This window comes from Pseudoduganella sp. jia 9 (assembly GCF_055502615.1).
On record NZ_JBUPWE010000016.1, the window covers coordinates 114,292 to 134,951 of the forward strand.

A 20,660-nucleotide genomic window follows, 5' to 3' on the forward strand; every position below is an offset into this window, starting at 1 on the left:
AACGGGCGGCCCTGTGCCGGCTGCCGCGTGGTCACATGTGACACGTCAAAATGATATTGATAGAGCATTATCAGTAGTATACACTCCGGTCGCTCAACTCCAAAGGCCAACATGCTCGAAGCGATCGGACTCACCAAACGTTATGGCGACCATACCGCCCTGGATGCGCTGAACCTGCGCGTCGATCCGGGGGAAATCTACTGCCTCCTCGGGGCGAATGGTGCCGGCAAGACCACCACCATCAACCTGTTCCTGAACTTCATCGCGCCCAGTGGCGGCGCCGCGCGGATCAACGGCATGGACGTCGTGGCCGATCCGCTCGGCACGAAGCACCACGTCGCCTACATCCCGGAACAGGTATCGCTGTACGGCACGCTGAGCGGGCTGGAGAACCTGCGTTATTTCTCCGCGCTGGCGCTGAACCGCCAGCTGCCGCGCGAACGCCTGCTGGAGCTGCTGGAGCAGGTCGGCCTCGACCTGAACGCGGCCGACCGGCGCGTCGCCACCTATTCGAAAGGCATGCGACAGAAGGTCTGGATTGCCGTGGCACTGGCGAAGGATGTCAAGGCGCTGCTTCTCGATGAACCGACATCCGGCCTCGACCCGCACGCGGCCAACGAATTCTCGATGCTGCTCACACGTGCCAGCCAGGCCGGCGTCGCGATCCTGACGACGACGCACGACCTGTTCCATGCGAAGCATACGGGCACCCGCATCGGCATCATGAAGCGCGGCCGCCTGGTCGACGGCATGGCCAGCGGCGATATCAGCGACGTCGACCTGCAGCGGCTGTATCTCGCCCACATGGGGGAATAAGGCGATGATTCTCCTGATTGCAAAGCGCGACCTGCTCGAGCGCTGGCGCGATGGCCGGCTGGCCTGGGCCGGAGGTGTCGTCCTGCTGCTGCTGCTGACGGCACTGGCGGTCGGCTATGGGCACCGGCAGGAAGCGAGGGCGGAGCAGCAGGCCGCGCAGACCGCCGACTACGCCGACTGGCTCAAGCAGCCGCGCCGGCACCCGCACGATGCCGCCCACCAGGGCATGCATGCGTTCAAGCCCGACCCGGCGCTGGCGATCCTGGATCCCGGCATCAATCCATATATCGGCAGCACGATCTGGCTGCAGGCGCACAAGCAGAGCGAAGTGATGTTCCGGCCCGCCCAGGACACGACGGGCCTGCAGCGTTTCGGCGACCTGTCGGTCGGTTGGGTACTGCAGGTGCTCGGGCCGCTGCTCGTCATCGTCCTTGGATTCAATGCGTTCGCCGGGGAGCGCGAGCAGGGCATCCTGAAGCAGACCATGAGCCTTGGCGTCCCGGGGTGGCGGCTCCTGTGCGGCAAGGCCCTGGCGATCGGCGCCGGCCTGGCCCTGCTGCTGCTGCCGGCGGCGCTGCTGGCGGCCGGCGCGGTATTCGCGGGCGCGGATCCCGGGACAGGGCGTGACGCACTGGCGCGTTTCGGACTGCTCGCGCTGGGATATGCCATGTATCTTGGCCTGTTCGTCTTCATCGCGCTGGGCGTCTCGGCGCTCTCGTCGACGTCGAAAGTGGCCATCACCGTGCTGCTCTCGCTATGGATCGTCAACGTGGTGGTGGCTCCCCGCGTGATGTCCGAGTTCTCGCGCCAGTGGTATCCCACGCCGACCCGGCTGGAATTCAACGCCAGCCTTGGCGCCGACCTGAAAGCGATCTCGGACAGGCTGTGGATGGCCAATTTCGGCACCACCGAACGCTGGGGGCGCGACGTGCCGCTCAACAAATGGGGCCTCGCGCTGCGCCTCGACGACCAGTCCAGCTACCCTGTGTATGACCGGCACTTCGGGCTCCTGTGGGATACCTGGCAGCGGCAGCAGGCCGTGCAGGAATGGAGCGGCGTGCTGCTGCCACTGCTGGCCGTGCGTGCATTCTCGATGGGCGCCGCCGGCACCGACTTTACCCATCATCGCGATTTCACCACGGCCGCGGAGCGGCACCGCCGGACCATCCAGGACGTCGTCAGTGCCGACCTGGTGGCACACGCCGACCGGCTCGACGGCCAGCATTTCGCCTATCAATCCGGACCGGAGCTGTGGCGCAAGGTGCCGGCCTTCGCGTACCGCGCGCCGCCGCCGGGCTGGGCGCTCGAACACAGCTGGCGCAGCCTGTGCGCGCTCGGCGCGGCGCTGCTCCTTTCCCTTAACTTCGCCTGGCTGGCAGTGACACGGCAGCGGGCCATCTGACATGAACAAACAGTCTTCCATCTACCGTTTGCGGCTCGTCGTCGCCAATGAGCTGCGTCTCCTGCTGGCGGACCGCGGCTTCTGGGTCGTCGGCGCGGTCTTCCTGGCGCTGATCCTGTACGCGCTGTCCAACGGCATGCACCAGGCGTCGCAGCGCGGCGCGGCACAGGAAGCGATCGTCAAGGACGATGCGCAACGCCGTGCCCAGCAATATGTGCGGCTCGAGCGCATCCTCGCCGGTGCGGAAACGCCGGGGCCCTTCGACAATCCAGCCGACCCGACCCACATGGGCGGCGGCTACGGCGCGCATCATGCACTGATGCCGCCGGCGCCGCTGGCGCCGATCGCGCTTGGCCAGGACGACCTGTTCCCGACCCAGTACAAGGTCACTTACCAGAGCAAGATCAGCTTCGTCGGCAACAACGACATCGAGAATCCCTGGCATCTGTTGAGCGGCAACTTCGACCTGGCGTTCGTGGTGGTGTACCTGCTGCCTTTCCTCATCTTCGCGCTGGGCTACAACCTGCTGTCGGGCGAGCGGGAAAGCGGCACCTTGCGGCTGCTGCTGTCGCAGCCGCTGGCGCTGGCGACGCTCCTCGCCGGCAAGGTGTTCACCCGTGCCGTCGTGCTGCTGGCGCTGGCCTTGCTTGTCCCGGTCGTGGCACTGCTGCTGGCCCGGCCGGAGACCGTGCGCGACGGCATGCTGCCGGCTGCGCTGTGGGCCGCCATGGTGTGTGCGTATGCGCTGTTCTGGTTCGCACTGGTGCTCGTCGTCAATGCACTGGGCAAGGCCTCCTCGACCAACGCGATGATCCTGGTCGTGGCGTGGGTCGTGCTCGTCCTGGTCGTACCCTCGGTGCTCAATCTGGCCGTGTCGGCGGCCGTGCCGTCGCCATCGCGCGCGGAACTGGCGACCCGGACCCGGGTCGTGACCGCCGAGGCCATGGCGCGGCACAACGATCTCCTGAGCACCGACTACGAGCACGTCGGCAAGCCGGACGTCCTGGTCCCCGATGGCGAGAAGCTGCGCATGGCCGGCCGCCTGCGCGGCATGTACCGCATCGAGCGCGAAGTCGACGACCTGATGCAGCCGGAACTCGACCGCTTCGATGTCCAGCAGGCGCGGCGGCAAGAACTGGTCAACCGCTTCAGCGTGCTGTCGCCCGCCGCGGTGACCTTCGAAGGCATGAGCGCCCTTGCCGGCACCGGGCAGCGCAGGCATGCCTGGTTCATGCGGCAGGTCGCTGCATACCACGGCGCATGGAAGCAGTTCTTCTTCACGCGCGTCGATGCCGACAGGGCCATCGGTCCCGTGGACTTCCGGCGCATTCCGGCGTTCGCCTGGCAGGAAGAACCGGCGCACGTGGTGCAGCGGCAGGGCTGGGCCGCCGTGATGCAGCTGTCGATCCCGACCCTGCTGCTGCTCCTGTTTGCCGCATGGCGCCTGCGGCGCTACGCGATCGTCTGATTTCCCCGCACAACACCCCCCGAGAAAGACCAAGATGAAGATTCACATATGCTCCACCGTGGCCCTGGTGGCCGGCGTGGCCGGTACCGTGCAGGCCCAGGAAGAAGCGGCCGCCAATGTCGTCACGATCACTGGCAGGCAGGAAAGCGGGGGCGCCCTGGCCGGCGTTGCCGGCGCTGCTACGCGCCTGGGCCTGACAATCCGGGAAACACCGGCCTCGGTCGAGATCCTGACCCAGGAAACGATGCGCCAGCGCGGCGATCGCACGCTGACCGAAGCGCTGCGCGGCGCGGCCGGGCTGAACGCGGGCAATCCGCCATCCGCCCCGGCCAGCGTGACAAGCCGCGGCTTCAACAGCGTCCTGTTCCTCTATGACGGCATGCGCAGCTCGGGGGCCGGCACCACCAACCGGATCGAAGACACGTGGAACTACGAGCGCATTGAAATCCTGAAGGGACCGGCTTCGGTGCTGAACGGCGATTCGGCCATCGGCGGCATCATCAACCTGGTGACGAAGAAGCCGGACCGCGACCGTCCGGGCGCCGAGGCAATGGTGTCGTACGGCAGCTACGGTTCGGTGCGTGCCGGGCTCGGTGTCGGCGGCGCGCTGGGTGCAACGGGTGCCTACCGGCTCGACGTCAGCCACAACGACAGCCGGGTCGGCACGATCGACCGCAACGGCGAGCGGATCGACCATTTGACCGGCGGCGTCGCGTTCGACCTTGGCCGCGCCACGAAACTCGAGCTGTCGATCGACTACCTGAAGGACGACAACCAGGGTTACTTCGGAACTCCGCTGGTGCCGGCGGCGTTGTCGGCCCGGCCGACCTCCGTGGTCTCGACCGCCGACGGGCAGGTCGTCGATGGCCGGATCGCGACGCAGAACTACAATGTGCTCGACAACGACAACAGTTCCGAGACATGGTGGCTGCGCGGGAAGATCAGCGGCACGCTGGCCGGCGGCTGGTCGTGGCGCAACGAGCTGGCGGTCAACCGGGCCACCCGCATGTTCAGAAATTCGGAAAGCGCCGTGTTCGCGGCCCCGGCCAGCATCGTGCGCGACCAGACCCTGATCACCCATGACCAGGACTACGTGGCCGATCGCTTCGATGTCAGCCATGCGGGAACGCTCGCCGGCATGCGCAATCGCTTCGTGGCGGGCGTCGAGGCGGGCAAGACGGGTTTCGACAGCCAGCGGCGCTTCTCCGACGGTTCCGCCACGACGAAGGCTGTGCTGCTGGCCGATGCGTTCGACCCGGCGGCCGAGTATTTCAACGACTCGGCGGCGCTGTCGACGGGCGGCGGCAATCGCGTCGACAACACCACCGACGTCACCACGCTGGCTGTCTTCGGCGAGGATGCGCTCCAGCTCTCGGAACGCCTGACGCTGGTCGCCGGGCTGCGCCATGACCGCATCGATATCGACCGGGCCACGCGCGACCTGAATGCGGACACGTCCGGCGCATTCGGCACCCGCTACAGCATCAACTCCGCCCGGATCGGCGCCGTGGCGAATCTCACCAGCGACACCACCGTGTATGCGCAGTACACCACGGCCGCGGTGCCGGTCAATACGTTGTTCCTGTATTCGTCGGCGAACACCGCGTTCCCGCTGTCGAAGGGACGGCAGGCGGAGGTGGGCATCAAGCAGGCCGTGCCATCCGGGGGACTGGAATGGACGGCGGCGGCCTACGATATCGCCCTTGCGGACGTGCTCTCCCGCGATCCGGCGAATCCGGCGCTGACGGTCAACAACGGCCGCCAGTCGTCGCGCGGCATCGAGTTCACCGCTGCCTGGAGCCCCGTGCGGCAGTGGACGCTGTCAGGCAATGCGGCGCTGCTGCGCGCGCGCTACGATACGCTGGTCGAAGCAGGGGGTGCGTCGAGGGTGGGCAACGTGCCGGCAAACGTGCCGGAACGCGTGTACAACCTTTTCTCCACCTATCGGCTGGCCGGACTGCCGCTCGACCTGTTCGTCGGCCTGAATCGCACGGGGGCGATGTATACCGATACGGCCAACCGGATCCGGATCAACGACCACACGACAGCCGACGCGGCGCTCACCTGGCGCCTGGCTCCCGCGACGCTGGCCTTCCGGGTGCGCAATCTCGGCGACAAGCTGTACGCCACACATGGCGGCCGCGCCGCCACGCAGGTGTTGCTGGCGCCGCGGCGCACCTTCGAAGTATCGGCCCGGTTCGACATGTGATCGCGGTCTCGGGCAGGTAGAGAGCACGCAAGTCCGATACCACGGCCGCTTTGCTGCCGCTTCCTGTAGCCATGGCCAGCAGGATGCGGTGCAGCCGTCGGGGCAGTATGCGAAAAACGCCTTGTCGAGGACAATTTGAGCATATACTCATGCTGCATTGCACAAATTCGTGGCAATGGTCTGCATCTCTCACTTCGAGGAAATCCCATGAACGCTCTTCCGTTTCCAACTTTTCCCGGCTTCCCCACCGCCATGCCGTCCAGCGGCGATAACCCGGCGGTGAACCTGATGACTGAACTTGGCAAGACCTATGCGGATGCGCTGCAGGCAAATTTCCAGCAGTCATGGATGAGCTCGGCGCGCATCATCCAGGAACACGCGACCCGCGTGATGAGTACCTTTACGCAGGAAAGCATGGCGGCCATGGCCGAGATCGCCGCGCAGGCGCAGCAGCAGTCGTACGGCCAGCTGCTCAACGCGAACCAGCAAGTGGCGTCGGCGATGACGTCGGCCTTCACCAAGGCGATGACGGAAGGTTTCAAGCCGGGCGGTACCCAATAATCCGCGTCAAAGCGACATTCATCACATGACAGTCCGGCAGCCGCCGCTTCTAGCGGCGTGCCCCGGGGGCTCGATGCACATCAGGAACTTCAGATGATCCATACCGTACTGGAACAATGGTTTGCGTTCCTGCCTGGTGTCCTGCCTGGCGTCCTGCCTGGTGTCCTGCCTGGCGTCCTGCCGATCCCGGCCGGCGGCGGTGACGTGCGGGACCCGCTTGCCGGCCAGCCGGCATTCATCGCCGGCAGCTGCCAGTCCGGCCACGACGAATTGCGCTACAAGCTCTTCATCCCCGGCGCGTATGCGGGGGAGCCGATGCCCTTGCTGGTCATGCTCCATGGCTGGGGGCAAAGCGCGGACGATTTCGCCGACGGTACCGGCATGAATGTCCTTGCCGAACAACTCGGCTGTTTCGTTCTGTATCCGGAAAGGACGGGTTTTGGCTACGGCGCCTGCTGGAACTGGTTCGACAGGGCACACCAGCAGCGCGGCAGCGGCGACCCGGCGCTGATCGCCGCCACGACCCGCGCGGTCATGGACAGCTATGCCATCGCGCCTGGACGCGTGTTCATCGCGGGCATGTCGGCCGGCGGAGCGATGGCGGTCGTCATGGGCCGGACGTATCCCGATCTCTTTGCCGCGGTCGGCTGCCATTCGGGCCTGCCGCATGCGTGCGCGACCGACCCGGCCAGTGCGCTGCATGTGATGCGCCACGGTGCGGAGTCGACCGCCGGCACGGTGGCGCCGGCCGGCGGCGCCGTTCCGGTCATCGTCTTCCATGGCGATGACGACTCGACCGTGCACCTGGCCAATGGCGCGTCCGTGGTCGAGGAATCGCTGGCCGCCGCGGGGCCCGCACGGCCGCCGGTGCGGCTTGAAAAAACCGCAGCGGGTGCGGGACGATCGTTTACCCGTGCGGTGCACAGGAAGGCCGATGGCATCGTTGTCGCCGAACACTGGGTCATCCACGGCGCCGGCCATGCGTGGTCCGGCGGAAATGGCCGCGGCAGCTTCACGGATCCGAAAGGACCGCCGGCCAGCGCGGAAATGCTGCGCTTCTTCCTCCAGGTCTGATACCCCGGCGCACGTGCGCCGGCATGCCTTGCCAGCGCAAGTGCGCGGCCGAACAGACGCATTCATGGCAATTGCGCACGCTTTCATCTCGATCCGGAGAGGAAGCCCATGAAAGACGCCAGCACCGATAGCCACGCCAATACATCGAAGAGCGTACCGCCGCACGAGCGCGGGAACCATGCCGGGGTTGCCATGGATCGGCCGGACGCCGGTGCCGCGGTGGAACCCGCATCGCGTCAGGGTTCGCAAAAAGTGATCTACGCCGCGATCGCCGCGAACCTGGGCATCGCGGCCGCCAAGTTCATCGTGGCGGGGATCACCGGCAGCGCGGCGATGGTGGCCGAAGGCATCCACTCGGCGGTGGACACGGGCAACGAATTCCTGTTGCTGCTGGGCGAGCGCCGCAGTGCGCGTCCAGCCGACCGCCAGCATCCGTTCGGCTATGGCAAGTCGCTGTACTTCTGGGCGCTGATCGTTGCGCTGTCGGTGTTCTCGCTGGGCGGCGGGCTGTCGATCTACCATGGCGTCGCCGCGCTGAAGGCGCCGCCGCCGCTGGAAGACCCACTGTGGAACTATGTCGTGCTGGCGGCGGCCGCCGTGTTCGAGGGCTACAGCTGGAACGTGTCGCGCAAGGCCCTGAATGCCATGCGCAAGCCGGGCACCACGCTGTGGCAGGCGGTCCGCGCTAGCAAGGATGCTTCGGTATTCACGGTTTTCATCGAGGACTCGGCCGCGCTGCTCGGCATCGCGATCGCGGCGGGCGGCATCGCGCTGGGCCACTACTTCGACAATCCGTATGCGGACCCGGCCGCCTCTATCCTGATCGGCCTTCTGCTGATCGGCGCGGCCGCGATGCTGGCCCGGGAAACCGGCGGCCTGCTGGTGGGCGAAAGCATCGACCGTGACGAACTGGCTGCCCTGCACGCGCTGTTCGCGCGCGAGAACGCGCTGGAATCCGTCGCCAGCCTGCGCACGATGCAGATGGGCCCCGGCGACGTGCTGCTGGCGGCGTCCGTCCAGTTCCGGCGCGGCATGCCGATCGACGAGGTGGAGCAGGCCATCGCCCGGCTCGAAGCCGCGGTGGCAGCCGGACATCCCGCCATCCGCCAGATCTATTTCGAGGCATCCGCCTTGCGCGCCGCCCTGCATTGATGCCTTGCCTCTTCCTTATGGCGGACCCGGCGAGCTTCGCTGGACAGCATGCGCATCCCGGTCGTAATCTCGTCGGACCGGCGGGAACGCAAGCCGTCACTTCGCAGCCATGCTGCGCGCAGCCACCACATCGGCGGATCCATGGACATCCAGTCGGACCAGCAACGGTTTCATCATCTCGATGCGGTCCGCGGCGGGGCGCTGCTGGCCGGCATCCTGCTCCATGCGCTCATGTCATTCCTGCCGGGCTATCGGGAAGCAGGCTGGCCGCTGGCGGATGCTTCCACGAGTACCGGACTGGGAATCGTGTATTTCGTCATCCACCTGTTCAGGATGTCGCTGTACTTCCTGGTCGCCGGGTTCTTTGCACGCCTGCTGCACGCGCGGCTTGGCAGCCGCGGGCTGTTGAAGAACCGGCTGCGCCGCATCGCCTTGCCGCTGATCGTGTTCTATCCGTTGACGATGCCGTTGATCGTCGTGGCCATGATCTGGGGCGTGCGCCAGCTCGGCGTCAGGGGTATGGAGACGATGGCGTACCCGATGCCGGTCATCGGGCCGCAGGTCCCGTGGGGACACCTGTGGTTCCTGTACATGCTGCTGGTGTTGTATGTGCTGGTCCTGCTGCTGCGCGCCGTCGTGGTGCGCATCGATGCCGGCGGGGCGCTGCGCCAGGCGACCGGCCGCCTGCTCGAACGCTCCATTCGACGCTGCGTCGCGCCGGTCCTGCTTGGGGTCCCGGTCGCCGCCTCGCTGTATGGCGCGCCGTGGTGGGTGCAATGGCAGGGTATCCCGTCGCCGATCGCGGGGCTGGTACCGAACCTGCCCAGCCTGATCTCCTACGGCGGAGCCTTCCTGGTCGGCTGGTTCCTGCACCGGCAACAGCAGGCATTGGACGTACTGGCGGCGCGCTGGCCGCTGTACCTGGCAGGCGCGGTTCTCGGTATCGCGGGCGCCCTTTATCTGGCGGGCACCGCGCCCAGGCTGACCGTCATTCCGCAGGGCAGCTTGGAGCGCGTGCTGTATCTCGGCGCCTACCTTGTCGCTCAATGGTGCGCCACGTTCTGCGTGATCGGGCTGGCCCTTCGCCATCTCGCGACCCCGAGCCCGCGCTGGCGCTATCTGGCCGATGCGTCGTACTGGATGTACCTGATCCATCTTCCCATCGTCATGCTGCTGCAGGCGTGGATGCTGGCGTGGCCGCTGCACTGGATGGTCAAGCTGTTCCTGGTCCTCGCGATCACGGCGGTCATCCTGCTGGCTTCCTACCATTTCCTGGTGCGCCGGACCTTTCTCGGCGTCTTCCTGAACGGGCGCCGGCATCCTCGCCAGGCGGTGCCGGATATCGCGGCTCCAGGTTCGGCGGGCCCGGTGGCAGGGCCGCCCTGAAACCGGCGCGGCGCCGGACACAGCCTTCGACCACGGCCCTGAATCTCGGCCTTGGACCTCGGCCTTGGACCATGGCGGATGCGGCAATGGACTGTCAGGCGTCGGCTCGACGCGCCGCACGTGCGATGCTTTCAGCAAAAAGCGGCGTTTCACGGCGGTTGTGGTCGCCCGACGATTGCTGCCGGTCGCTGCTTGCCTTTTCCCATGTGATGCCGTGCTCCTTGATGAAGCCAAGGAATTCCTCGGTCGGATGGGAGATCACTGAATTGGTGTATTCGGTGCGGGTATCGTCGATTTTGCGGACGCTCAGATCCCAGATCACCTGTACTTTCGTACGGCCCGTCGGCGTGAACACGTCGGACGTGGACACCATCCGGCAGTGCGATGCTTCGGTGATTTCACCGACGTAGTGCTGCACCACCAGGCCCGAGCCGATCATCTCGACATTAATGGACATGCGGCGGCCGTCGTCGGTAAAGGTCGCGCCGGCGGCAATGTGGTCCGGTGGGGCGCAGCGCTGATATTCCGCGTCCGGCAGGGTGAACAGCCATCTGGCGATATCGACCTTCTCGAACGGCACATCGATGACATGGCTGAAGGCCGATTGCGACAACACCAGGTCGTTGCGAATGACTGTCATGGTTTTCTCCTTGAATGAATTGCCCTGGTCGCCGGATGGGACGGGCTGCATGATCGATCGATCAGCTTTTTCAGGATAACAACGCGGTCCGGGCCTGGTAACTGGCTGATGGTGGTAGGGCGTGGCCTACCGTTTTCTTTCCCAGCCGCGGTGGCACGGCGCCTGGGAGCTGAACTATGCAGCGGATACAGGTTAGGTCGGGACTGGTCGGCGTCAGCCCTGGGCGGAACCGGCCAGGGCGACGGAGCCGCGGATAAACGCCTGCAGGGTAGTGGAGCCCCGAACCGGCGTGGCGGGCCACTTGCCGGCATCATCGACGACGGTGCCGGTCATGCATGCATAGGTGCGCGCCGCCCGTTCCGAGAAACCCAGCTGCCTGAATGCCGCTTCCCATTCCTGGCGGAACGTGACCTCGACCGCGATGGCCACGCCAAGGGCGGCGGAAAAGGCGTCGGCGACGTCGCGCGGCGTGTACAGGGCCGGCCCTTCAACGTATTGCACGCCGGTGTCGTCCGGCGGCGCCATGAGCCTGCGCGCCGCTTCAACGCCCAGGTCCGCCGGGGCGACCATGGGTAGCGCCAGGTCTTGCGGGAAAAAGCTCGGCAGCGTGCGCCGCTCGCGCACCATGTCGAGCATGTCGGCCCAGTTGCTCATGTAGTAGGCGGCGCGGTTGACGGCCAGCGGGATGCCCAGGGCGCGCAGCTTTTCCTCGAAGTCGAACAGCACCGTCAGGTCGCCGCACGGCGGACCGGGACGCGCACCGTAGGTCGACGCCGCGACGATCTTGCGCAGGCCCGATCCCCTGGCCGCGGCGACGATCGCATCGAGATTCGCGTGCTCCACGGCGTCAGTGTCCGTCGACGGCGCCGCCGGGGGATTGAGCAGGAACGCCGTCGTGCCGGCGCGGAGGATGTCGTGCAGCCTGCCGGTATCGTGGATGTCCGCGACGGCGATGCGTGCCCCGGCTTCGGCAAGGCTGCCGGCATGCGCGGCGTCGCGCGTCACGATCGTGACCGGCTCGCCACGCTCCAGCAGTGCCCGCGCGGTCGCCGAGCCAACGCGGCCGGTGCCGCCAACGATGATGTGCATGGATATCCTCCTTCACGGGAGCGGCGCGCTGGCCGGCGGCATCTGGATCGGCTGGCCGGCGCCTGAGTCTGGCAGCCGAGTCTGGCAGCCGGGTCTGACAGCCGGGTCTGGCAAGTCTGGCGAGTGTAGATAACTGCCGCGGCAGACGGCGCACTCCAGGGCGGGAGCCGGGCGGCGCCACGGAATGTCTGAAAGCAATCGACCGGTGACGGATTGCGGTGGTATCATCGAATACATTCCCGCAAATGTATTATTGCGGTTGCCGGTTTTTGCCCTGTCCGCCCATCCGTCTTCACATCACATGATCAAGAAGTTCGCTGCCGCCTTGCTGTTCGCGGTTTCCGCCGCTGCAATGTCCGTTTCCGTTTCCACTGCGGCCGCCGCCGCGGTACCCCTGGGATCCCAATCCGTGCTGGTCGTCGAAAACCGTACCGGCAAGATCCTGCTCGAGAAAAACGCCGACAAGGTTGTGCCGATCGCCTCGCTGACGAAGCTGATCACGGCCATGGTCGTGCTCGATGCGAAGCTCGACATGGACGAGAAGATCAAAATCGACAGCGACGATGTCGACCGGCTGAAGTTCAGCAGGTCGCGCGTGCCGGTCGGTGCCACGCTGTCGCGCGCCGACGTGCTGCATTTGGCGCTGATGTCGTCGGATAACCGCGCGGCGGCATCGCTGGCGCGCACGTTCCCGGGCGGCCCCACGGCATTCCAGGCGGCGGTCGACGCCAAGCTGCGCGCGCTGGGCATGGACCAGACCCGGATCCACGAGCCGACCGGGCTGTCGCCCGCCAACACGTCCACCGCGGAAGACCTGGTCAAGATGGCGACCGCCGCGGCAGGCTACCCGGCCATCGCCCGGCTGACCACCGACAAGCGCGACATCATGCGCATCAAGGGGCGCCAGGTCGAGTACCACAACACCAACCGCCTGGTCGGCGCAAAGGGCTGGAACATCCGCCTGTCCAAGACGGGTTACACGGCCGAGGCGGGCCGCTGCCTGATCATGCGGATCAGGGCGGCCGGCAAGAGTGCGACGATGGTGCTGCTGAACGCGGGCACCTCGGCCGTCAGGATCGCCGATGCGCTGAAGATCCGGCGCATGGTCGCCGGGCGTGACGCGCCAAAAGCAAAGGCCAGGAAAGTGGTGCGCCGCAAGAGCGCGGTGCGGAAGAAAAGGCGGCGCTGACGGCGCGGTGACGCTGCACAGTCAGCACCTGCCCTACATGCATGCCTCCAGCCGGCGCACCGCTGCCAGCGCTGCCGCCGCGGTCGCAAAGTTGGCGAAACCCATCAACAGGCCGCCATGGGCCGGGCCGGGCGGCGCCGTGCCGAACCGCCAGTCGCCCAGCGCGCCGACCGCGAGCCCTGCCGCTGCCGCGGCCCTGGCCACTGCCCGGTCGTCCTGCCGGGTGTGCAAATGCGCCAGCACATGGATGCCGCCCGCCTGCGGCTGGACATGCAGGCGCTCGCCCATCGTCTGCGCCAGCGCGTCGACGAGGTAGCCGCGCCGCGCTGCATACAGCGCCCGCATTTTGCGCAGGTGCCGGGCGAAATGGCCTTGTTCCATGAAATCCGCGACCATTGCCTGCGGCAGGATCGAGCCGGGACCGGATGCGTGATCGATCGTCCGCCTGAACCTGCCAACCTGGGATGCGGGCACCACGAGATAGGCCAGCCGCAGGCCGGGGAACAGCACCTTGCTGAAGGTGCCGGTGTAGAGCACCCTGCCATGGGCATCGAGGCTCTTCAATGCTGGCAGCGGGCGCCCGTGATAGCGGAATTCGCTGTCGTAGTCATCCTCGACGATCCAGGCCTGGCGATCCTTCGCCCACTCCAGCAGTTCCAGGCGCCGTGGCAGTGACAGCGCCATGCCCATCGGGCTCTGGTGCGTGGGCGTGACGACGGCGAAGCGGGCCGCGCCGGCATGGCGGATACCCAGGCCGACATCCAGTCCTTCCGCGTCGACCGGTATGGGCGCCAGGCGCATGCCGGCCTGCTCCAGGTACTGCCGGGCGAACAGGTATCCGGGATCCTCGTACCAGCCCGTGTCGCCCGGTTGCAGCAGTGTGCGGCAGGCCAGGCCGAGCGCGCCGCGGTAGCCGCCGGTGATGAAGACCTGCTCGTGCGAGCACGCGATGCCACGGGAAATGCCCAGGTACGCCGCCACGGCGCGGCGCAGCGGTTCGTATCCGGCAGGATCGGGGTAGGTCATGGCGGCAGTGTCCAGCATGCGCAGGGTGCGGCCGGCCAGGCGCGCCCAGGTCTTGCGCGGGAACGCATCGAGTGCGGGCAAGCCCAGCTGGAAGGGCAGGACTTCCGCCGATGCCGCGTCCTGGCGCGGCGCCGCGTCGACGCGCTTGTCAGCGGCATTCGCTTCCGCCCGTTCGGGCAGGCGGGCAAGGCGGGGAGACACGACGGTACCCGCGGCACCGCGCGCGACGAAATACCCTTCGCTCGCCAGCAGCTGGTACGCCAGTTCGACCGTGCCGCGTGCCAGGTTCAGTTCGCTGGCCAGGCTGCGTATCGACGGGACCCTGTCGCCGGGCTTGAGTTTTCCCGCCGCGATCGCTTCGCAGTAGCGCCGGTAGATCTGCAGGTAGACCGGGTCGTCCCGCCCAGGGCTCGGCTTCAATAGCTGTAGATCCATTCGGTACCCGTTGATGTCCCAGTCATTCACGCAATTCTTGCACCTGCCTCATATGCCAAGATTGTCTTAAATTATGGGCTTCACCGCAAGGAAAAGCCCATGAACGATCTTCGCCTCAGCCTCGCCGTCACGGACGAGGACCATCACGCCAGCTTCGCCGTCATGCGCGAGTTGCGTCCGCACCTGGCCGACGCCGCCGCATATGTCGCGCAGGCGCGGCGCCAGGCCGGGCAGGGATACCGCTTGCTGCTGGCCTGGCAGGCCGGCCGTGTGGTTGCCCTGGCGGGTTACCGCATCCAGGAAAACCTGCTGTACGGGCGTTTCCTCTACGTCGACGACCTGGCGGCGTCCGCCGGCAGCCGTGGCCGTGGCGTGGGCGCCGCGTTGATCGATGCGCTGCGCGAGGCGGCGCGCGGGCACGCATGTGCCAACCTGGTCCTCGATACCGCCTTGGCGAATGCGCTGGGCCAGCGCTTTTATTACCGCCAAGGCCTGCTGGCGGCCGGCCTGCATTTCCGCCTTGGCCTCCTTTGATTCTCGCTTGTTCCCCCGTTTTTTACCGATGAACCCACCTGGCATTTAAGAAGACCTCATGAGCACACCACAACGTTTGCCTTACCACACCCTTTCCCCCGAAGCGTACCGCGGCCTCGGCGCCACCAAACTGGCACTTGAAAAGAGCAGCCTTGGCAAGGAGCTGATCGAACTGGCCTGGCTGCGCATGTCGCAGATCAACGGCTGCGCCTTCTGCCTCGAGATGCACGCCGCCGCCCTGCGTGCCGGCGGCACGCCGGACGCCAGGCTGGACAGCCTCGCCGGATGGCGCGTGTCGGAACGCTTCACGCAACGCGAGCGCGCCGCGCTGGCCTGGACCGAGGCCCTGACGCACGTCGACCGGACGCACGCGCCGGATGCGGACTACGAACCGCTCAAGCTGCATTTCAGCGATGCGGAGATTTCCGACCTGAGCTTTGCCATCGCCCTGATGAGCGCGTTCAACCGGCTCGCGATCGGCATGCGGCAATGAAGACCATGCACATCCTGCACATCGATTGCAGTCCGCGCGAAGCGTCATACAGCCGGCAACTGTCCGCCGCCATGCTCGCCCGGCTGTCAGCCGGCCAGGTGAGTGTCTCGGTAACCCGGCGTGATCTGGGACGCGATCCGGTACCGCATCCGGAAGAGGCTTACGCGGCCGCGCTGTCGTCGCCCTCGGCGCTGGCGTCCGGCCAGGCCGTTGCGGCCACGCGCCTGTCCGAGGAACTGATCGGCGAGATCGAATCGGCCGATGTCGTGCTGATCGGCACGCCGATGAACAATTTCACCGTGCCGTCGGTACTGAAGGCCTGGATCGACCACGTGCTCAGGATGGGGCGGACCATCGGGGCGGCATCCGACGGGCGCAAATTCGGTCTCCTGCGCGACAAGCCGGTCTACATCGGTATCGCCTCCGGCGGCGTATTTACCGGCGAACGCGCGAAGCAGCCAGACTTCATGATTCCCTATCTCACCGCGGCGCTGGGCTGCGTGGGACTGGTATCGCTGCAGTTCCTGCCGTTGCAGGCCACCGCGTTCGCGGACGAAGCCCGGCTGGCGGCCGACCGGGATGTCCTGGTCGCCGGCATGGACCTGGCGGCGCTCGATCCCGGCCGCGCCCGGCAGGCGAGCGCGGGAACGCCGCGCTAGGGAAGCGGCCTGGTGACGTCGACAACGATGCGTTCGATGACCTGCATCTGCGGCGCGTTCCTGGTGATGTACTTCGGGGGGCTGGGCCAGCCATTTTCAAGGTAGCCCCACCAGTCCCAGCAACCGTTCGGATTGCGCTCTTCGAGTTCCACGGGAACGAAGTGCCGGAAACCTTCGACGCGGCAGATGTTGCCGGCCACCGCATCGAGGCCTGCTTTCATGGCCGGATAGACGATCACCGTCCGGTAATGCTCCGCCCAATTGTTGTAGCCGGAAAGGACGGCGAACTTCCTGGCATCCTGCTTGCAGCCATGCAGGGCGACATGCACGTCGCAGCGACTGCCGGCCATGCGGCAGGCGGGCGGCACGTAGAGATAGCCCTTGTCCGCCATGTCGAAACTGGCGCGCCGGGGGCTGGCAAGTCCGCCCGGCAGGTCGCCGGAAACCGCTCCGGCGCCGCTTTTCACCGCATCGATCATCGGCTGCTGGCTGAATTCCCAGATTTCGCTTTCCGGTATGTCCGGCTGGCGCTGGCGCGCGTCATGGCGGGTGCCGGGCGCCTTCAGTGCCCGCAGCAGTTTGCCGGCATTGTCTTCGTTCCCGCATTGCCGGATGTAGATATCGGTGTCGCGTTCGACTTCGCACGCGTCCGGTCCGGCGGGAGAAATGATGCCATGCCGGGCCGCATTGCTGCGGTTGGCGGCATTGCCGGTATCGACGACGGTCTGCGGGCCGACGAATTCGCGCAGGAAGGCGATGCTGGCGTCGCCGGACTGCCGGACGACGGTTTCATCGGCGGCGCTTTGAAAGACATAAGCCCGTTTCAGCGCCCTGGGCCGGCCGGATGGATCCAGCCCATCGATCTCGCCGTCCTGCGCCAGTTTGCGCGCCGCGCCCGCCTTCGGCACGATCGGCTGCCTGCCGCACATGCAGGCATTGATCGACTTTGTCAGCAGGCCCTCGGCGCAGCCCCAGGGCGGCCCGGCGATCGCGCCGACGCCGGTGACCGAGGCGGAGTGCGCGACCGCGTACTGCAGCGCCATGGCCGCGCCGGCGGACACGCCGGAGATGGTGACGTCGTCGGATTTCGCCCCGCGCCGCAAACCCTTGCCGTCGTCGGCAAGGGCAGGGCCCGCCGAAAGCAGTAGAGCAAGCAAACACAGGAGCGGAGTTGCAAAGGGAGGTGCGGCTCTGGCGGTCATGGCAAGGCTCCTGTTGAAGCGCTCATCCACTATAGGACAGGACTGCAGGATTGGCCAGTGGTCGCCGGCCAGCCCGGTTCCCCGGAAAGTTGCCTGAAAAACAGGGTCCGTCCCTGTTTTTACGGCAACTTCTTGCGGCTGGCGGTGATGTCAGCCGGTGTTGCGCAGGCCGGCGGCCACGCCGTTGATCGACAGGTGGATGCCGCGATGCACCCGGTTGTGGCGGTCTTCCGGGGCGGCGGGCTGCGCACGGTGGCGGCCGATCAGTTCCACCTGCAGGTGGTTCAGCGGATCCAGGTACGGGAAGCGGTTCCGGATGGAGCGCGCCAGGGTCGGATTGTGGACCAGCCGGTCGCCGTTGCCGGTGATGTGCTCCAGGCAGCGCACGGTGGCGGCATGTTCGGCCGCGATGCGCTCGAAGATCCGCTGCCGCAACGCTTCGTCGGGCACCAGGGCCGCATAGCGGGAGGCGATCGCCAGGTCGGTCTTGGCCAGCACCATGTCCATGTTCGACAGCAGCGTGGCGAAGAACGGCCAGTGCAGCGACATGTCCTGCAGGGTGGCCAGGCGCGTCACGCGGTCGCCCTCGTCGAGCCATTGGGATACCGCGCTGCCGAAGCCGTACCAGCCGGGCAGCAGCACGCGGCACTGGCCCCACGAGAAGCCCCACGGGATGGCGCGCAGGTCCTCGATGCGCCGGGTCGACTTGCGCGAGGCCGGGCGCGATCCCAGGTTCAGTTCGGCGATCTCGGCGATCGGCGTCGATGCAAAAAAATAGTCGGTGAAGCCGGGCGTTTCATAGACCAGGCCGCGATAGGCCTGGTAAGCGCGCTGCGACAGGTCGGCCATCACCTCCTCGAACCGGGCCAGGCGCGACGCCTGCGGCGCATCGGTGCCGGCCGGCAGCAGGCCCGCTTCGAGGGTGGCCGCCACCAGCAGTTCGAGGTTGCGGCGGCCGATTTCGGCGTTCGAGAATTTCGACGAGATGATCTCGCCCTGCTCGGTCAGGCGGATCTGGCCGTTGACGGTACCCGGCGGCTGGGCCAGGATCGCTTCGTAGCTGGGGCCGCCGCCGCGGCCGACGGTGCCGCCGCGGCCATGGAACAGGCGCAGCCGCACGCCGGCGCCGGCAAACACCTCCACCAGTTTCAGCTCGGCCTGGTACAGCTCCCAGTTCGAGGTGAGGAAGCCGCCATCCTTGTTGGAATCCGAGTAGCCCAGCATGACTTCCTGCAGGTGGCCCTGGTGTCCGATCAGCTGTGCCACCGGAGGCAGCGCCATCCACTGCGCCATGATGCCGGCGGCCCTCTGCAGGTCGGGAATGGTCTCGAACAGCGGCACCACCATCACCGCGCCGCGCATCCCTTCCGGATGCAGCAGTCCGGTTTCCTTCTGCAGCACCAGCACTTCGAGCAGGTCGGACACGGTCTCGGTGTGCGAGATGATGTAATGGCGGATGGCCCGCGTGCCGAAGCGGCGCTGCAGTTCGCGCGCGGTGCGGAACACTTCCAGCTCCGAGCTGGTGGTGTCGGAATAATCGAGGAACGGCGAGAACAGCAGGCGCGGCCTGGCCAGCTCGCCGAGCAGCAGCGCCACCTTGGCATCCTCGTCGAGCCCCGCGTAGGCAGGTTCGACGCCGCCTCGGGCAAACAGTTCGGCCAGCACCGCCTCGTGGACGTCCGAACCTTGCCGCATGTCGAGCGACGCCAGGTGGAAGCCGAAGATCCTGACCGCCCGCAGCAGGCCGTTCAGGCGCGGTTCGGCAAGGATCGCGCCGTTGTTGGCCGCCAGCGATGCCGCCAGCACCGACAGTTCCGCATGCAGTTCCGCGGCATCGCGGTAGGGCAGGGAACGGCCGGCGTCCTTGCGCAGGATATCCGCGACACCGAGCTCGCCGGCCGTGGCGGCAAGCCGCGCATGGATGCCGATCAGCGCGCGGCGGTACGGCTCGTCGCTGCGATGCGGCGAGTCGTCCGGCGACTGGCGGGTCAGCGCGAGCAGTTCTTCGCTTGCCGGCACCAGCAGGGTCGAGGTGGACAGCTCGGCGCCCAGCGCATGCACTTCATCGAGGTAGAACTCGACGATGGTGCCGGACTGGCGCAGCAATGCGTGCCGCATCGTACCGGCGTTGACGTTCGGATTGCCGTCGCGGTCGCCGCCGATCCAGCTGCCCATCTGCAGGTAATCCGCGTCGGCCAGGTCCAGGGCGCCGCCGCCGAAACCATGCGCGATTTCCCGCTCGACGTCGTCGTACAGCGCCGGCAGCTCGCGCAGGAACGTGGTGCGGTAATAGGACAGGGCATTGCCGATTTCGTCGGCGACCGTCAGCTTTTCATAGCGCAGCATGCGGGTCTGCCACAGCGTGGCGATGCGCGCCTGCAGCAGCTGCACATTGCGCTCGCGCTCGCGCGGCGTCAGCGGCAGGTCGCGTTCGGCCAGCAGCCGCGCGATCGCATGGCCGGCGTCGAGGATGCTCTTGCGCTGCGCCTCCGTGGGGTGCGCGGTCAGCACCGGCGAAATGAGGGCGTCGCGCAGGAACGCGGCAATCGCGTCGCGGCCCACGCCGGCTTCCTTCAGCCGCGTCACCGCGAATGCCACCGACGATGGCTGAGGCGCCGAGCCGCCCAGCAGGTGGGCGCGACGGCGGCGGATGTGGTGCCGGTCCTCGGCAATGTTGGCCAGGTGCGAGAAATAGGAAAACGCCCGCACCACGGCATTGGTCTGCTCCGGCGCGAGCCCGGCGAGCAGCGCGGACAGTTCCGCACCGGCGGCGCGGTCGTCTTCGCGGCGAAAACGCACGGCGCTCTGGCGGATCGCTTCGACAACGTCGAACACCGCTTCGCCTTCCTGTTCGCGGATCACATTGCCGAGCAGCCGGCCGAGCAGGCGGATGTCCTCTTTCAACGGCGCGTCCTTGTCGTGGTTCGGCAGATCGGCGGAAACAGTGAAAGCAGGGTGGTCGGGTTCGTGGAGAGCGCGATTTTGCATATGGTCAGTGTTGAAAGTTGGAAACGTTGTCCCGGTGTCGTGCCGGCCGGGGCTAATAAAACTACACCACTGCTCAACGAGCTGGCGATGAAGCGATCCTTTGCGGCGCGCCGGATCTGACAGGAAAGCCCTGCTAGCCCCTTTGTGGAGTGCGAACTTTATTTCGAGAACTGGTCGATTCTCCACGCGCTGGTAAGCGCCCAGCGATTATTCAAAATATGCATCAGCGATGAATGGCGTGTCAACGAATTTGTAGCAAGCTCCATAAATTATGGTCTTTTTTCGTAAAATCACTACATGTAGTCAAACTACCTTGTAAATCACTTGACGTGTTTGC

At 66.5% G+C, this 20,660-nt stretch carries 17 protein-coding genes; 12 read left to right on the plus strand and 5 right to left on the minus strand.

What is annotated here, in order from left to right:
* Positions 1-111 precede the first annotated feature (111 nt).
* The 8 genes from ACY34H_RS21845 (at position 112) to ACY34H_RS21880 (ending at position 10,068) form a co-directional block, all read left to right on the plus strand.
* Complete coding sequence (locus tag ACY34H_RS21845; RefSeq protein WP_464979570.1) at positions 112-816, plus strand: ABC transporter ATP-binding protein; 705 nt, start codon at positions 112-114, stop codon at positions 814-816.
* 4 nt (positions 817-820) lie between these two features.
* Positions 821-2,218 carry an ABC transporter permease subunit gene (locus tag ACY34H_RS21850; protein ID WP_464979571.1) on the plus strand — a complete coding sequence of 466 codons (1,398 nt, stop codon included), beginning with the start codon at positions 821-823 and terminating at the stop codon, positions 2,216-2,218.
* Position 2,219: 1 nt separating this feature from the next.
* The gene (locus tag ACY34H_RS21855) at positions 2,220-3,686 is read left to right on the plus strand and encodes an ABC transporter permease subunit (RefSeq protein ID WP_464979572.1); all 1,467 of its coding nucleotides are present in this window, start codon (positions 2,220-2,222) and stop codon (positions 3,684-3,686) included.
* Positions 3,687-3,720: 34 nt separating this feature from the next.
* The gene (locus ACY34H_RS21860) at positions 3,721-5,895 is read left to right on the plus strand and encodes a TonB-dependent receptor (RefSeq protein WP_464979573.1); all 2,175 of its coding nucleotides are present in this window, start codon (positions 3,721-3,723) and stop codon (positions 5,893-5,895) included.
* A gap of 207 nt (positions 5,896-6,102) precedes the next feature.
* Positions 6,103-6,456, plus strand: coding sequence for a hypothetical protein (locus ACY34H_RS21865; RefSeq protein ID WP_464979574.1), 354 nt, complete (start codon positions 6,103-6,105; stop codon positions 6,454-6,456).
* 93 nt (positions 6,457-6,549) lie between these two features.
* The gene (locus tag ACY34H_RS21870) at positions 6,550-7,530 is read left to right on the plus strand and encodes an extracellular catalytic domain type 1 short-chain-length polyhydroxyalkanoate depolymerase (protein WP_464979575.1); all 981 of its coding nucleotides are present in this window, start codon (positions 6,550-6,552) and stop codon (positions 7,528-7,530) included.
* Positions 7,531-7,638: 108 nt separating this feature from the next.
* A complete protein-coding gene (locus ACY34H_RS21875) occupies positions 7,639-8,682 on the plus strand; it encodes a cation diffusion facilitator family transporter (protein WP_464979576.1) in 1,044 nt (347 codons plus the stop codon).
* Positions 8,683-8,730: 48 nt separating this feature from the next.
* Positions 8,731-10,068 carry an acyltransferase family protein gene (locus ACY34H_RS21880; RefSeq protein ID WP_464979577.1) on the plus strand — a complete coding sequence of 446 codons (1,338 nt, stop codon included), beginning with the start codon at positions 8,731-8,733 and terminating at the stop codon, positions 10,066-10,068.
* Between the two features lie 94 nt (positions 10,069-10,162).
* On the opposite strand, the gene ACY34H_RS21885 is transcribed toward ACY34H_RS21880, so the two are convergent.
* Together ACY34H_RS21885 and ACY34H_RS21890 are read right to left on the minus strand one after the other, a co-directional pair.
* Positions 10,163-10,708 carry a hypothetical protein gene (locus ACY34H_RS21885; protein WP_464979578.1) on the minus strand — a complete coding sequence of 182 codons (546 nt, stop codon included), beginning with the start codon at positions 10,706-10,708 and terminating at the stop codon, positions 10,163-10,165.
* 213 nt (positions 10,709-10,921) lie between these two features.
* The gene (locus ACY34H_RS21890; protein ID WP_464979579.1) at positions 10,922-11,797 is read right to left on the minus strand and encodes an NmrA family NAD(P)-binding protein; all 876 of its coding nucleotides are present in this window, start codon (positions 11,795-11,797) and stop codon (positions 10,922-10,924) included.
* Positions 11,798-12,098: 301 nt separating this feature from the next.
* Between ACY34H_RS21890 and ACY34H_RS21895 the strand changes: the two genes are divergently transcribed.
* Positions 12,099-12,986 carry a serine hydrolase gene (locus tag ACY34H_RS21895; protein ID WP_464979580.1) on the plus strand — a complete coding sequence of 296 codons (888 nt, stop codon included), beginning with the start codon at positions 12,099-12,101 and terminating at the stop codon, positions 12,984-12,986.
* A 33-nt stretch (positions 12,987-13,019) separates the two neighbouring features.
* On the opposite strand, the gene pdxR is transcribed toward ACY34H_RS21895, so the two are convergent.
* A complete protein-coding gene (pdxR, locus tag ACY34H_RS21900) occupies positions 13,020-14,447 on the minus strand; it encodes a MocR-like pyridoxine biosynthesis transcription factor PdxR (RefSeq protein WP_464979581.1) in 1,428 nt (475 codons plus the stop codon).
* 99 nt (positions 14,448-14,546) lie between these two features.
* On the opposite strand from pdxR, the gene ACY34H_RS21905 reads away from it, so the two are divergent.
* Genes ACY34H_RS21905 through ACY34H_RS21915 form a run of 3 tightly spaced genes read left to right on the plus strand, consistent with a single transcriptional unit; the run spans position 14,547 to position 16,133 of the window.
* Positions 14,547-14,981: a GNAT family N-acetyltransferase gene (locus ACY34H_RS21905; RefSeq protein ID WP_464979582.1), complete on the plus strand. Its 435-nt coding sequence runs from the start codon at positions 14,547-14,549 to the stop codon at positions 14,979-14,981.
* A gap of 58 nt (positions 14,982-15,039) precedes the next feature.
* On the plus strand, positions 15,040-15,474 hold the full coding sequence (locus tag ACY34H_RS21910) for a carboxymuconolactone decarboxylase family protein (protein WP_464979583.1): 435 nt from the start codon (positions 15,040-15,042) through the stop codon (positions 15,472-15,474).
* Complete coding sequence (locus tag ACY34H_RS21915) at positions 15,471-16,133, plus strand: FMN-dependent NADH-azoreductase (protein WP_464979584.1); 663 nt, start codon at positions 15,471-15,473, stop codon at positions 16,131-16,133. The genes ACY34H_RS21910 and ACY34H_RS21915 overlap by 4 nt, the downstream gene beginning before the upstream one ends.
* On the opposite strand, the gene ACY34H_RS21920 is transcribed toward ACY34H_RS21915, so the two are convergent.
* Positions 16,130-17,335 (minus strand): extracellular catalytic domain type 2 short-chain-length polyhydroxyalkanoate depolymerase, encoded by a 1,206-nt coding sequence (locus tag ACY34H_RS21920; RefSeq protein ID WP_464979585.1) that lies wholly within the window; start codon positions 17,333-17,335, stop codon positions 16,130-16,132. The two genes, ACY34H_RS21915 and ACY34H_RS21920, sit on opposite strands and share 4 nt — an antisense overlap.
* A gap of 150 nt (positions 17,336-17,485) precedes the next feature.
* Entirely contained in the window at positions 17,486-20,323 is a 2,838-nt protein-coding gene (gene ppc / locus ACY34H_RS21925; protein WP_464979586.1) for a phosphoenolpyruvate carboxylase, read from the minus strand.
* Between the last annotated feature and the right edge of the window lie 337 nt (positions 20,324-20,660).

Excerpts from the sequence above, each read along its gene's own strand:
- ACY34H_RS21845 (WP_464979570.1), top strand. The coding sequence starts at position 112 with ATGCTCGAAGCGATCGGACTCACCAAACGTTATGGCGACCATACCGCC.
- ACY34H_RS21850 (WP_464979571.1), top strand. The coding sequence starts at position 821 with ATGATTCTCCTGATTGCAAAGCGCGACCTGCTCGAGCGCTGGCGCGAT.
- ACY34H_RS21855 (WP_464979572.1), top strand. The coding sequence starts at position 2,220 with ATGAACAAACAGTCTTCCATCTACCGTTTGCGGCTCGTCGTCGCCAAT.
- ACY34H_RS21860 (WP_464979573.1), top strand. The coding sequence starts at position 3,721 with ATGAAGATTCACATATGCTCCACCGTGGCCCTGGTGGCCGGCGTGGCC.
- ACY34H_RS21865 (WP_464979574.1), top strand. The coding sequence starts at position 6,103 with ATGAACGCTCTTCCGTTTCCAACTTTTCCCGGCTTCCCCACCGCCATG.
- ACY34H_RS21870 (WP_464979575.1), top strand. The coding sequence starts at position 6,550 with ATGATCCATACCGTACTGGAACAATGGTTTGCGTTCCTGCCTGGTGTC.
- ACY34H_RS21875 (WP_464979576.1), top strand. The coding sequence starts at position 7,639 with ATGAAAGACGCCAGCACCGATAGCCACGCCAATACATCGAAGAGCGTA.
- ACY34H_RS21880 (WP_464979577.1), top strand. The coding sequence starts at position 8,731 with ATGCGCATCCCGGTCGTAATCTCGTCGGACCGGCGGGAACGCAAGCCG.
- ACY34H_RS21885 (WP_464979578.1), bottom strand. The coding sequence starts at position 10,708 with ATGACAGTCATTCGCAACGACCTGGTGTTGTCGCAATCGGCCTTCAGC.
- ACY34H_RS21890 (WP_464979579.1), bottom strand. The coding sequence starts at position 11,797 with ATGCACATCATCGTTGGCGGCACCGGCCGCGTTGGCTCGGCGACCGCG.
- ACY34H_RS21895 (WP_464979580.1), top strand. The coding sequence starts at position 12,099 with ATGATCAAGAAGTTCGCTGCCGCCTTGCTGTTCGCGGTTTCCGCCGCT.
- pdxR (WP_464979581.1), bottom strand. The coding sequence starts at position 14,447 with ATGGATCTACAGCTATTGAAGCCGAGCCCTGGGCGGGACGACCCGGTC.
- ACY34H_RS21905 (WP_464979582.1), top strand. The coding sequence starts at position 14,547 with ATGAACGATCTTCGCCTCAGCCTCGCCGTCACGGACGAGGACCATCAC.
- ACY34H_RS21910 (WP_464979583.1), top strand. The coding sequence starts at position 15,040 with ATGAGCACACCACAACGTTTGCCTTACCACACCCTTTCCCCCGAAGCG.
- ACY34H_RS21915 (WP_464979584.1), top strand. The coding sequence starts at position 15,471 with ATGAAGACCATGCACATCCTGCACATCGATTGCAGTCCGCGCGAAGCG.
- ACY34H_RS21920 (WP_464979585.1), bottom strand. The coding sequence starts at position 17,335 with ATGACCGCCAGAGCCGCACCTCCCTTTGCAACTCCGCTCCTGTGTTTG.
- ppc (WP_464979586.1), bottom strand. The coding sequence starts at position 20,323 with ATGCAAAATCGCGCTCTCCACGAACCCGACCACCCTGCTTTCACTGTT.